Consider the following 13297-nt stretch of genomic DNA (forward strand, 5'->3'; position numbering starts at 1 on the left):
CGTCCCCTTTTCGCTGTTCATGTTCGGATAAGGATGACTTCGAAGTGTAGCACAACCGATCCTGCGCACGGGAGGGGCAAAGCGCGCAGGATGAGGCCGGGTGGAGGCGACGTGCGGACGAGATGGGGGGGGGTTCGGGTCGCGGCGCGGGTGCGAGCGGGCAGGGGTTGGACGGGGCTGGATGGGAGCCGGATGGCAAAGCAAGGGGCGCAAGCGACGCGCGTAGTCTATGATAGGCGGAGCGCCAAAACGATTGCAGGACGAAGGAGGGGCGTGCCATGGACGTCAAGCTGCACTACCGCGAGCAAGGATCCGGCACGCCGCTCATCTTGCTGCACGGTAACGGCGAGGACTCAACGTACTTCGAGCATCAGATCGAACGATTCTCGCGCAGCTTTCGCGTGATCGCCCTGGACACACGCGGGCACGGCCGATCGCCGCGAGGGAGCGCCCCGTTCACCATTCGCCAGTTCGCCGACGACCTGCTGCGATTTATGGACGCGCACGCTATCGAACGCGCCCATGTTCTGGGATTCTCGGACGGCGGCAACATCGCGCTCACGTTCGCGCTCGCACATCCGGATCGCGTGGACCGCCTTGTCCTGAACGGCGCGAACCTGAACGCAGCCGGCGTGAAGCGATCCGTGCAGATTCCCATTGAACTGGGGTATCGCGCGGCGTCGCTGTTTGCCCGCTGGAGCAAAAAGGCGCATGACAACGCCGAGATGCTGGGGCTTATGGTGAACGACCCGAACATCGATCCGCGGCAGTTGAGCAGACTTGACGTGCCGACGCTCGTGATAGCGGGCACGGACGACATGATCGAGGAGGGCCACACGCGGCTGATCGCGAAAAGCCTGCCCGATGCACGCCTGACGTTCGTTCCCGGAGATCACTTCGTGGCAGCCAAGAACCCCGAAGCATTCAACCGCGAAGTCGAGCGCTTCCTGCTCGAACGCTAAGGCCGTGCCGCTGGCGCGCGCCAATCCTCCACCAAGTCAATCAACTCTTGTTGAGAGTGAACGCCCAATTTGGCATATATATGCTTAACGTGGCTTTTCACCGTGTTTCGAGAAACTACGTAATAGTCCATGACGAATTGCCCGTTGCGCCCACGCGCCAACATCGCGAATATCTCGGTTTCGCGCTCGGTCAAACCACAATCCACCCCGATAAAACGACATCGTTCCTCAATGCTCGGCGCAACCGCAACGCTCGTCGTCGCGTCTCCCCTTTCGCCCCGCGGCGCAGTTTCGTTTTCCGACAACTCGTTCCGCATCCGCGCGCGATCCGCCGACGCGCCCATGCCCACTACGCCCTGGATAGTGTCAGTGAAACTGAACTTCCGAAAGCCCAACCACAGGAAAGCAACGAACGCGAACAGCACCGTTTCGGCAATGAGCATGGCGGCATCGCCATTCGTCCCCACCAAGTCGTTCGTCGTATGACCGGCAACGGCGCCTATATCGGTGCCGACAGCGTTCATGCAGCGTATGAGCGCATACGTCGGCAGCAATGCAAGCAGGTTGCGCCTTCCAACCGAAAGAACCACCAGCCACACCAGCATGTCGAAACAGCGCACGCCAATGCGCAATAAAGCATTTGCCGAAGGAATGCCTGTCAAAAAAGTAAAGGGAGCAATGATGAATCCGGCGACCACAAGCAGTACTGAAAAGGAGAACAGCAGATCCTCCTTGCCCTCCCCGCCGGAGAGCAGCATCCAGACCGCCACGCCCATCAGAACAAACGCCGAAATCTCCACGCCTACCGGGGCGTGCGAAACTTCGTTAAGCGTCAAACCGTACCCCGTTGCCACGCTAAACAACGCCGCACATAAAAACAAAGCGTGCGCTGGCTGCAAAAACGATTCAGGATTAGAAAGCTCAAGACTGGCCGGAGACGCGCCGCGCGCCACTTGGTCAAGCCTTAGACCGCCGCGACGGTACAGCAACATGATGACCAGCGCGTGGCAGGCCACAACCTCGACAACACCCACCTGGAACAACACCGGCGGATGAACCACGCGCACCACCTCGCCCAGCGCCGTGCCGCACACCACAGCAACCAGCACCGCTTCCATCGAACGCAAGGACGCCAGAGTGCATAAAAGCATGACGGAAGCCCAAACCGAAGCAACGTTCGAAAACAGGAAGCCAACAATCGTTAGAGGCCCGTTGCCAAGGGATAGCGCGAATTCCAGCACAAAAGCCGCCGTGATTGCGCAGCCGAGCGCACCTACGGTTAACAGCCGTCGATCAAGCAGAACGGGCTTGCGCGAGGCGACGAGGAACACCCCTAAAAACAGCGCGCCCGAAAACAGCGTGGCCACCTCGCGAGCGATCCCGCAGTACTCGGCCACGCGCGCATACAAACTGGCATTTAAAACTCCGCCAACAAACCCCATGACGGCAAAGCCCACCACGCACAGCAACGTAACCGAATCCACAGCCTCTCCCAAGCTACGAATTCGTTGTGCAACCGATTGCAAGGTCCCTCCCCCCCCCTTGATCACGTGTCCCCATTGTACGTGAAACACGCCCGTGCTGCGAGCGCAGGAAGCGTCAATCCAATTCCCATCAGGCATAATGCGCACAAATCACCCCATCGGGGGGAGCAGAAGCCACCCGACGACCCCAATCGAAACGCCCCTTGCAGGGTGGTTTCAGCACCGCGCAACGTCGATAAGGTGAAGACCGAGGGATGCCGCATGACGCTGTCGGGCGGCAAGAGAACACATTTGAAGGAGGAACGTATGAAATCACAGGGAATATCTCGTCGCAGTTTTTTGGGCGGCATGGCAGGAGCCGGCGCGCTTGCCGCTATTGGGCTAGCCGGCTGCGCTCCGCAAGCTCCTGGCTCGGGCGATGCTAAAGCAGCAGGCTCCACCGAAGCGAAAGCCGCTTCCAATGGCGTTGTAGCCACAGACAACGGCAGCAGCGCCATAACCGTTGACTGGCTGGGATCTGCGCCCGAAATCGCCGAAAGCGACATCGCGGAAACCAAGGACACCGATCTTCTTATCGTGGGCGCCGGCAACGGCGGCATGATCGCAGGCGCCTACGCATCTGACCAGAAGATGGACTTCATCCTATGCGAGAAGGGCTCCGAAGTAGGCGCCACGCGCCATTGGTTCAATGCCGTTGACACCAAGCCCTTCACCGACCAGGGCTATTACACCGACCGCGCTCGTCTGCATGGCGAATGGGCTCGCTACTCCAGCGGAACGTGCGACCAGGCTCTCATCAACATGTGGATGAACGAGAGCAACGACATGTTCGAGTACGTCGACAAGTACATGAGCGCTGCTGGCGCGAAGGTCATCGCCGATGAGTTCGAAATGCCCGGCGGCATGGGCGCCACCCCCTTCTACACTCCGTGCGGCGAGCATCACTACGGCAATGCCGAAGGCGGACGAGACGGCATTCCGGAGCGCAACAAGCTGTTCGAGCAAATCATGAACGACAACGGCTACCAGATTTCCTACAAGCACGAATTAGCCAAGCTGGTTACCGACGAGTCTGGCAAGGTAACGGGCGCCATCTTCAAGACCGACAACGGCTACACCCAGATCAACGCCAAAAAAGGCGTGCTGCTGACAACGGGCGGCTACAGCGCCAACCCCACCATGCTGTCCGCCCTGTCCCCCATCACCACCGCTTCGGTTACCGCCTTGGGCTACAACCAGAACAACGACGGCATGGGCATCAAAGCCGCCCTGTGGGCTGGTGCCGTAAAGGATATCACCAGCGCGACCATGATCTTCGACCGCGGCCTGGTAGCTCCCGGAACCACCGCCGGCTACACCCAGGAATCCATCGAAGCCGGCAAGCCGCAGTTCCCGGGCAACGGCCAGTTCAACCCAGGCACGCAGCCGTTCCTGAAAGTGAACACAAAAGGCAAGCGCTTCGCACTGGAATCCGCCGACTACGACTATCTGCCGCATGCGGCAGCCCAGCAGCCTGGCGGCGTGTACATTAGCGTGTGGGACGGAAACTTCGGCGAAGACGTGCAGCGCTTCCACACATTGGGCTGCAGCGCCGGCACCCGCATGGGCGTTCAGCGCGTCAAGCGCGAAGACGGCACCTACGATTTGGAAAAGTACTTCGAGAAAGAGCTTGCAGACGGCCGCCTGCAAATGGCCGATACGCTTGAGGAACTGGCCGACAAGCTGGGCTTCGATGCCGATGCCAAAAAGAACTTCCTAGCCACCTGCAAGCGCTACAACGAGCTGTTCGACGCTCAGGAAGACGTGGACTTCGGAAAGGAAGCGTACCGCCTGTCCGAGCTTCGCACGCCTCCGTTCTTCGGCGCTACGCTGGGCGGCACGCTGCTGACCACCATCGACGGCGTTCGCATCAACGAAGACTGCCAGGCCCTCAATGCAGAGTTTGAGCCTATCGAAGGATTGTACTGCGCCGGCGACTGCTCGGGCTCCCTGTTCAGCGGCAACTATCCCGACCAGATGCACGGCGTAGCTTGCGGTCGCACCATGACCGAGGCGCTGCATGTGGTCAAGCTGCTGGCAGCCAAATAGCGCAATACCCCTTACGGTCGCGCACACCCCTCCCACGCGCGACCTTCCAGCACGAAGCGCCCACCTATCTCGGTGGGCGCTTCGCATGTCCATCTGCAGTCTAGGCAGGAGTGCGCCATTCGCACGGATCGGGCGCAGCCAGCCCCCTCACGCCGATAATGATCATCTCGATACCGTTGGCAAAGGAGTCTTCGGTATAGGCGCTGCGCACGATGCGTTGCCACGGAGGCAGACAAGAGGACTCATCGCCATGCGTCTCTTCTGCGCTTCGAAGACGAGCGGCTCCGATTGCGCTGGCGTTGAATCCCGAGAGAAACGCATCGACCATCGCCCATGCTTTGGCAAGAACGTCCTCCGGCATCCCTTGCGCGAGATGCAGGGATACGATTTTTTCCGTATGCGCCGCCAGTCCCGCATACGAAACGAACGGATCTATTCCGTTGTCCACATCGTGCATGTGCGGGTGCGCGAAGAACTCCCGATGGATCGAGGTCATGGTGCGGCGCAGCGTATCATCCCAGCGTTCACCGGGAACGGGGTCGGTATCCATCGTTTCCATGAATCGCGTAAGCACCGCCGCAAGCACTTCTTCGCGCGAAGAAAAGTGCGCGTAAAACGCCATGGCCGAAACGCCCAGCTCCGCTCCGAGCGCGCGCATGGTAAACGTGCTCAATCCATCGCGATCGATCATGCGGTAGGCAGCATCAACGATAACGTCCTTGTTCAGTCCGCATTTTCGATTCCTCGCAAACTCCGAGCCCACGATGTTCCCTCCCGACGCGCATACGTTTCATCATCAGCATAGCACGACGATTCGCGCGCCCCGAGGCGCCGGACGCACATCATGCGAAAACCAATCAGGCCGGCACAAAGGCCGGCCTGCGTATTACGCAATCAAGAAGCAGGGACTTAAACCGCTATGCAGACAAGCGGCGAATCGCGCCTAGGCCGTCTTGGGATTATGGGGCCAATCATGACAATGGAGGCACTGGTTGTCGGTGACCTCCTTGTCCTTCGCATGGCAATTCACGCAGGAATTGTAACCTCCGTGGATAGAATCATGAGGGTTGCTGGCTCCGTACGATGACGTAGTTTCAGCAAGAGCCTCGTAGCTTCCACCATGACAGCTCAAGCATTGCTCATCGGACACATAAGCCCCCGCGACGTCGCCAGATGTTTGCGTCGTCGCCACAGACGACGAGCTTTCCTGAGTTCCGCTTGGCGCGCATGCCGCAAGCCCGAGCGAAAAGCACAGCGCGGCGGCAAAAACGACAGTTTTCACGCGTGCGGATCGGTTCGCATTCAACATAGTTCCTTACGCTCCCTTCACGGCATGCTCGGCAGCCACGTAGCCGAACGTGACAGCCCTACCGATAGACGTTCCTGGAATATGACGCGGGTAATTCCCTGCAAAGAAGTTCCCCGATGCGTTGCCGACAGCGTACAAGCCCTCGATAACCTGATCATCCGCGTCAAGCACACGACAGTCGCCGTCGATAGTCAATCCGCCAACCGTAGCTAGCACGCAGCTATTCGTAGTCAGGGCAAAGTAGCGCGTACCCGTAAACGGCATGGTTTGGGAGAGATCACGCCCGAAATCCCTGTCTACGCCATCCTTAAAGAACTCGTTGTAACGTGCGATAGTGTCCGCGAGACCCTGGGGATCTACGCCGCACTGCTTTGCAAGCTCCTCAGGAGAGGAACCCTCGAAGAGCCACCCCTTCTCCTTAAACTCGTCGACCGCGTCTTCCATGCCTTCGAACATCGTCTCGTCGAACACTTGCCAGCAATTCTTTCCATAACCGGGCTGGGCGTTTTGAGCATTGGACACGCTCTGGAACGGAAGATCCTCGCGCACGAAGCGCTTTCCCTGACCGTTGACCATAAGCGCGAAGTAGACAGCGTTCCACGTACGTGCATCGTAAAACGAATCCGGATTACCCCAACGAAAGTTCATGATCGGCTGCGGGCAAGAATCCATCTGAGCACCTATCTTGATACCCATCAGGTGTCCGTCGCCGGTAGTCCCCCAACCGGGATTCCACCAACTCGACGTCGCGTAGTCCTCCGGTCGCGTCCAGGCTTGCATAAGATCAGGGTTCGCATCGTAGCCGCCAGTGGCAAGAATAACGCCTTTGCCGGCATTGATCTTCACGTACGTATCACCGCTTTTAGCGATAACGCCACTTACGCGACCGGACTCGTCACGAACCAACTGCACGCCGGGAGTTTCAAAGCGCAGATCCAAATTGTCGTAGAGCTTTGCTACTTCCTGCATTTCAAGGCACACGTAAATGCCCGAATAGCCAGAACGCACGCCCGCATCGGGCGGAAGCGAGGGGCTGTCGTAAAAACCCAGCTCGGTATCAATAAGCGGGTTCAACGCAGGCATGCCGTTAGTAGAGGGAGCCCCTTCAACCTTGGATATAACGAAGCCGTTTTGCCCCTTGTCCAGCATCGACTGCCAGAAATCCGTAGCCTCCCCCGAGCGATCAACATACGTACGCGTGGGTTCAGGACGCACGCGCCAATATGCGCTTCGATATATCTCATCGAGCAGCGCCACCTTGTCGATAGCTGTGCCTTCCTGGCATTTCGCACCTGCGGCGCCAAAGCACTCGAAGCAGCCGCGACCTTTCGTCATTTTTTCAATGCAGATAACCTTCGCGCCTTCTTCTGCAGCTTTGAGGCTTGCCATAAGGCCGCCGATGCCGGCACCCACCACCACGATGTCGCAGTCTTCGGTAGACCCTATTTCGCTTGCAGCGATGTCGCGATCCTCGAATCCGACCGGCCCGCGCGGTCCAGGGCAAGCAGCCTTGTTTACCGGAATCAGGTTTGTGTCGCTGGCAAGCTGTCGGTACACATCGCCCGCATCGCTTGATGACGCACCAGCTGCCGCGTCATCGGCAAACGCGATGCCCGCAGATCCGAATGCACCCATCGCCCCAGCGGACAACCCGGCCAAGCCGACGCCCTTCAGGAACGAACGACGTGAAACGTCCGCTTCTCCCATTGCTCCTCCTTTGTTGATGCCTTGGTCCGGCGTTTAAGCCGGACTCCCCCAGTGCTTTCTTTACACTGTAAAGCAAATGGTAACGCGATTTCTTTACGCTGTAAAGTAAGAGATCTCGCGCCGCGCCTAAGCACCCTAAAAACCAGGAGCACTATTAGGACGGCTAGAAACGGTTTAGCCCCCGCATCGACTGCAAGCGAGAGCCTTTCATCACCCGGAATGTCGCAAGACAAAAAACCGCTCGCCCAGAACGGAACGAGCGGTCAGAAACCTCCGCGCAAAACCTACTTCCGCACGCCGGTCATCGTTTGCTCTACGATGCTGTTCATGACGTCGGCGGTGAGCATGCCGGTGACGTATCCGAACACGTTACCGTCTTTGTCGATCATGAACGTAGTGGGAAACGACCTGATCCCGTACGCGCTGAACAACTGGCCCTTTGTGTCCATCAGCACCGGATACGTGATGCCGTATTCCTTGATGAACGATTTCACATCGCCCTCGGAAGCATCGCTGTTCTGCGGTCTATCGGCGGTTTTAGGATTCGCCACGCCCAGAACCACCAGATCGCCCTGATTCTGACCACGATCGCGGTACAGTGCCTCGATATCGGGAATCTCGCGCTGACACGGCCCGCACCACGTGGCGAAGAAGTTCAGGAACACGGTCTTGCCGCGATAATCGGACAACTTATGCTCCACGCCATCCTGATCAACCAAGGAGATATCGGCCATGGGAGCCAAAGCGGCATCCTCCGAGGAACCCTTTCCAGCAGCGTCCCCATCAGGCGACGATGCGGACGACGAAGGCTGCTCGTCCGAGTTCGTCTTGCCCGCATCGCCCGCCCCATCAGCAGGCTGCTCCTGCGCGGCGGGAGCGGCGCCGAACGAAGACAGGTAGCTGGTCACGCCGTTCATCCATCCCGTCACCGTCATCAAGCCCATGACGATGAGCAGCGCTCCTCCCACCTTCACCGTGTACTTGACCACGTTTCCGTGCGTGCGGAAAAAGCGCAGCACCTCGCCGGTGAACAAGCCCACCATCAAAAACGGCAGCACGAAGCCCAGCGTATACACGGCCACCAGCACATAGCCCCACGCCGCCGACGCGCTCGACGACGCCATAAGCAAAACGCCTGCCAGCACCGGCCCCACGCACGGCGTCCACGCAAAGCTGAACGTAAAGCCCAACACCAAGGCGACCAGGGGATTCATAGCGAACGAGCCCAGGTTGAACGGTAGGCGACGCTCGGATTCGATCAGGCGCGTCTTGCCGAACGCGCCCAGCATGTACAGGCCGAACGCCACCATGATGATGCCTGCCACCATCGAGAACACGCGCTGGTTGCCCGTGAAAAACTGCCCGAGCGCCGTAAACCCAAAGCCCAGCAAAAAGAACGCGAAGCTCACGCCAACAACGAAAAACAGCGTGTTCACGAACACTTTCTTGCGCGGGTACTCGATGAGCCCGTCTTCGCCCACCTTGCCTGCGCCGCCGGCAAGATAGCCCACGTACAACGGAATCAACGGCAGCACGCAGGGAGAGAAAAAGCTCAGGAGTCCTTGCACGAACACCGTCAAAGCGGGAATGCTCGTTTCGAGAGAAAAACCCATGGGACGTCTCCTAATCGGTCGAATTGCTTGGGATCAGCGAATGGGGATGCGTCGCACGATCGGCGTCTCGAGCGCTCGGCTCGAATATGCGCGCATCGATGTCGGCTACGCTCGTGCGATCAAGCTCCTCGAAACAGCGCTTGTTCAGGTCGGCGAAGATGCCGTCCATGACATCGGCCATCCCGCACGCGATAAGGCAATCCATGTCATGACTGCCGCTGTGCCAGGTCGATTCGACGAAACGCACGCCCAAAGCGTCAGCCACCGTTCGCAGGCTCACTTCAGCAGCATCGGCCGCGAATCGGTATCCGCCCACGCTTCCTTCGCGCGTCGACACCAGGCCCGCGCGCTTGAGCGGCACCATCACCTTGCGCACGCGCGCCGCATTCGTGCAAATGTTCTCGGCAAGCGCCTCGCTCGAAACGGTGTCCGCCTTATGGTTCAAATACACAAGCGCGTGCACCGCTACCATGAAATCGCTGTTCATACTTACTCCGAAAATCGAATGGGCCGATCGAGGACAATCGGCCCCTGTCTGCTGCACCTACTTATACAACAGTTCTGTACTCGTTTTCAATACAGTTTACAAATCGACATATGGCAACCTCGCCGAAGGCTCGAAAGCTCGTTCCAAGAACTTCGAGCGCAAACGCTTGTCCCGCCTTGATTCTCTGAGCTAGATGAAAGCGGAGCTGTTTTCGTACGTGCTTGGAAGCTGATCGGTTCGCTCCAGATAGAAAGCCGCCTGCACCGCCTCCATGTAGGGGTTCAGCCAGAGAAAGCCTATCCCAAAGGTCAAAACCGACAGGAGCACCCACCCAATGAAGGTCAGGCTCAACCAGAACAGCCGGCCTTTGTGCCCCCTCATAAGCTCCTTGGACTGGCCGATGGCGTCCATCACGCCAATATCCGGATTTTGCGCCATGATGTAGGGAGCCATAGCGTAGCGGTAGGCGGCGATGATGCCCGGAACGATGAGCAGCAACGACCATGCAAAAATGAGAAGCCACATGGCAAGATTCAGTAAAAGACACTTGCCCAAGTTCGAAAACTTCGAAAACAAGACGTTGAATTCCGCAGGGGCATCTTTCTTGATCAGGTTAATGCTGAACTGGCAAAGTCCTTGCCGCACCGCCCCGCCGATTATCAGAACAACAACGCCGTAGATGCCGATGACAACGCCCAAGAAACCGAACGGCTCCGCAAAAGCAAGCTCGAACGCGAAAGGAATATGCACCAAGTACGAGAATCCGTCAGAACTGCCGACGGTATAGAAAGCATCGCCCGCTTGAACGGTGAAAGACGGCAGCACGGCGGCGTTTACGTCGCCTATGATCACGGCCACCAGGGCAACAACGAGCGCAACGCCCCACATGCCCCGCAGAGCACTCCGAGCGATGGCGCGAACCTGACGGGCATACATGGCGGCCTCCTTTTATCCGGCAAGCTCAAAGCCTAGCATACCCCAGAAAGAGACCGCCCGCATCCGAATGCTCGACTAGCGCTTCAGGCCGCCCAGAATACCGGTGCGCTTCGGAGGGTTCGGCAGATGGATGAGGCGCGGCTCGAAGTCGAACAGCTCATCGGTGCTCACCGTAGAGCTTACGGTCAAGCAACTCTTCAAGCATGCATCGGAGCACAGGCGGCACTGCACGCAATCGGCCGCGGAGAATTCAAGGAAGCTGCCTTCGCCGTCCGCGGGCTTCATCTCGCTCTTCTTGAGCGCTCCCGTAGGACAGAACACCGTGCACATGCCGCATGAGCTGCATGCTTCTTCGTCGATCGACACCGACCCGAACAGCCGCGTATCGATTTCAGGCACCGTCGAAGCGCCCAGCCCATCCATGGCGTCGAGCACGCGCATACGGCGCTCGGGGTTGAACTGCGGAAGCGTTCCCGCGTCGGACATGCGCAGGCGATCGCGTAGCGACGGACCAGCGGTGCCATCGTTTTTGAACACCATCACTTCGGCGGTTTTCCCGGCCGCATCCACCGCGCGCGAACGAGCGCTGGTGAAAAATCCCCGGCGCGATTCACCCAGCAAGCTGCGCTTGTCCTGCAGCAACACTTCCTCGGGAAACGCCGACGCCCGCCTCACGCGGATCTCGGAACCTTGCGCGGCAATCAGATCGTTCGCCGAACGAACGGTGGCGTCGATCCCCGGCACATTCGCTCTGAATTTACACGTCGAGCACGTGCCGTCAACCAGCACGATATCCTCCACGCCGCGCGCGGCAAGCCCCAGAAGCACGCTTTCTTCCATGCGAGCCAAGCACGGAACCTCCGCGTAACGTCGGGGATCGCCCACGCGCTTCGACGCTATGCGAGCGCACGCGAATACGGCCATCCCTTCGGTATTCACCACGCCTTCCGCCACGCTTGAAGCAAGGTCCTCGTCAAGCGGCTGCAACGGAATAAGCGCTTCGGTGGGACAGACCGTCGTGCAGGCCCCGCATGCCACGCAGGCATCGCTGTCAAGCGACAGCACGTTGTCGACCGCCTCAACTGCGCCGGTCGGGCACGCATCCGAGCACTTCGTGCACGAGGAATGACGGTTTCGCACCACCGTGCAGCGATCGGAGGCCAAGTAAACGGCCTTGCTCTCAAGCGCTTCCGCCACTTCGACTATGTCGATAAGGTTGGGCATGCTACCCCTCCAAGAAAGATTCTTCCAACGAGCGAAGCTCTTCGGGCGTGTTCGCATTAATAAAGCAGCCGCCCATGGGCTCGGCCTCCAAGACGCGCGCTTGCGGGAATTCGAGCACGTTCACGTCGGCGAAGAACGCCTGGGCGCGCTTTTCTCCCCGGTCGAGCGCCGCGGTCACGGCAGGCAGGCAGCCCGAGCGACGATACATTGCGTGGAACGGCTCGTAGCCGTGCTTGTTGATGGGAACCACCACGTCGGCGCCCGACTCGTTCATGGCCAGGGCTTCGGCAACAACAAGCGACGGCGATGCGAACACCATGTCGCACGCCACTACGGCAACGTACGGGTTGCCGGCCGCCTGCAGAGCCGTGTACAACCCCGGCAGCGCACCGCGGCATTCGCACGCATCCCGCACGAACTGGATGCGGTACTGCGGGAACATGTCGTACAGAAACGTCAGGTTTTCCGGCTCGTTCGTCGTGATGATCAAGTCATCCGAAGCGGGAGCAAGTCGCTCGACCATGCGGGCGATAAGGGGGCGGCCCGCGAACGGAACCGTCGCCTTGCTCTGACCCATGCGACGGCTCTCCCCGCCTGCCTGGATCACCACGGTCACACGCGGCCGAGCGTAGCGCTGCGCGACGAAATCCGCCAATCCGGAAACGTCGTTCAAATCGAACGAGGGGATGCCGTACGTCTCGGCAGCGCGATGCGCATCGGCGATATCGGTCACCACGGCAACGGTCTGCGCCGTGGGAAGCTTGTTGGAAATATCGGCATGATCGGGATGCTGCACGGCGAAGTGACTGCCCGTTGCTGAAGCAGGCGCTTGCTGGGAACGTTCGAGCATCTCGTGAGCGGCCGGGTCGTCAGCAGGAGGAACCGTACCGCGCGTGAACTGCGTGAAGTCGGTGCCGAGCGGCCAACCGCAACGCGCGCCTTCGGCGAACACGTCGGCTACGCGTGCGTCGGCTTCGTTGCCCGAACGCATGATTTCGATGGTGGGAAGCCCACTTTTGCGATAGCCTTCCACCACCACGATGTCATGACCGGGCATGCTGCGCACGATTTCAGCGCACTCGATTTCGCCTTTGACGGTTTTCACGCGCGCCATCTGGCCCGGAGCTGCAATCACCGTCTCGCTTGCACCGGCGGCGCGATGGCGATACGAGTCCTTTCCGGGAATATCGATATCGAAGCCCACGTGGCTGTGGTGCTTCACGCTACCCACGTCGAGGCCTCGAGCCACCAGTTCAGCGATAAGCTTTTCGATCAGCGTGGTCTTGCCCGAATTATGGCGTCCAACTATGGACACCGCCGGACTAGGAATGTTCACCATGCGCTTCCCCCTGTTCATTCGGCGCTCAGTATAGCACGACGCACGGAAGGGAGCTTGACAGGAAGCGAGCGCAAACGCGAACGCGGGCGGCACCGGCGCATCAGGGTCCACCTCCAGCAACCGATCATGCTAGCCGCGCCCGAACGCA

At 59.4% G+C, this 13297-nt stretch carries 11 protein-coding genes; 2 read left to right on the top strand and 9 right to left on the bottom strand.

What is annotated here, in order from left to right; all coding sequences use genetic code 11:
- Positions 1-278: 278 nt before the first annotated feature.
- Positions 279-962 (top strand): alpha/beta fold hydrolase, encoded by a 684-nt coding sequence (locus LQE90_RS05820; protein WP_216528798.1) that lies wholly within the window; start codon positions 279-281, stop codon positions 960-962.
- On the opposite strand, the gene LQE90_RS05825 is transcribed toward LQE90_RS05820, so the two are convergent.
- Positions 959-2458 carry a helix-turn-helix transcriptional regulator gene (locus tag LQE90_RS05825; protein ID WP_231088218.1) on the bottom strand — a complete coding sequence of 500 codons (1500 nt, stop codon included), beginning with the start codon at positions 2456-2458 and terminating at the stop codon, positions 959-961. The genes LQE90_RS05820 and LQE90_RS05825 overlap by 4 nt on opposite strands.
- Before the next feature lie 294 nt (positions 2459-2752).
- Here LQE90_RS05825 and LQE90_RS05830 point away from each other — a divergent pair, with 294 nt between their 5' ends.
- Positions 2753-4534, top strand: coding sequence for an FAD-binding protein (locus tag LQE90_RS05830; protein WP_216528796.1), 1782 nt, complete (start codon positions 2753-2755; stop codon positions 4532-4534).
- A gap of 100 nt (positions 4535-4634) precedes the next feature.
- On the opposite strand, the gene LQE90_RS05835 is transcribed toward LQE90_RS05830, so the two are convergent.
- From LQE90_RS05835 to mobB, 8 genes are all read right to left on the bottom strand, one after another.
- On the bottom strand, positions 4635-5297 hold the full coding sequence (locus LQE90_RS05835; protein WP_216528795.1) for a TetR/AcrR family transcriptional regulator: 663 nt from the start codon (positions 5295-5297) through the stop codon (positions 4635-4637).
- A gap of 180 nt (positions 5298-5477) precedes the next feature.
- Positions 5478-5843 carry a cytochrome c3 family protein gene (locus tag LQE90_RS05840; protein ID WP_216528794.1) on the bottom strand — a complete coding sequence of 122 codons (366 nt, stop codon included), beginning with the start codon at positions 5841-5843 and terminating at the stop codon, positions 5478-5480.
- A 6-nt stretch (positions 5844-5849) separates the two neighbouring features.
- Entirely contained in the window at positions 5850-7550 is a 1701-nt protein-coding gene (locus LQE90_RS05845; RefSeq protein WP_216528793.1) for an FAD-dependent oxidoreductase, read from the bottom strand.
- 284 nt (positions 7551-7834) lie between these two features.
- Positions 7835-9163 (bottom strand): cytochrome c biogenesis protein/redoxin, encoded by a 1329-nt coding sequence (locus LQE90_RS05850; RefSeq protein WP_216528792.1) that lies wholly within the window; start codon positions 9161-9163, stop codon positions 7835-7837.
- A gap of 10 nt (positions 9164-9173) precedes the next feature.
- On the bottom strand, positions 9174-9650 hold the full coding sequence (locus LQE90_RS05855) for an RrF2 family transcriptional regulator (protein WP_216528791.1): 477 nt from the start codon (positions 9648-9650) through the stop codon (positions 9174-9176).
- Between the two features lie 189 nt (positions 9651-9839).
- Complete coding sequence (locus tag LQE90_RS05860; RefSeq protein WP_216528790.1) at positions 9840-10586, bottom strand: DUF975 family protein; 747 nt, start codon at positions 10584-10586, stop codon at positions 9840-9842.
- A gap of 75 nt (positions 10587-10661) precedes the next feature.
- Positions 10662-11810 carry a 4Fe-4S binding protein gene (locus tag LQE90_RS05865; protein ID WP_216528789.1) on the bottom strand — a complete coding sequence of 383 codons (1149 nt, stop codon included), beginning with the start codon at positions 11808-11810 and terminating at the stop codon, positions 10662-10664.
- A 1-nt stretch (position 11811) separates the two neighbouring features.
- Positions 11812-13167: a molybdopterin-guanine dinucleotide biosynthesis protein B gene (gene mobB, locus LQE90_RS05870; protein WP_231088219.1), complete on the bottom strand. Its 1356-nt coding sequence runs from the start codon at positions 13165-13167 to the stop codon at positions 11812-11814.
- Between the last annotated feature and the right edge of the window lie 130 nt (positions 13168-13297).

The sequence above is a fragment of the Paraeggerthella hominis genome, assembly GCF_021044775.1.
Lineage (GTDB): Bacteria > Actinomycetota > Coriobacteriia > Coriobacteriales > Eggerthellaceae > Paraeggerthella > Paraeggerthella hominis.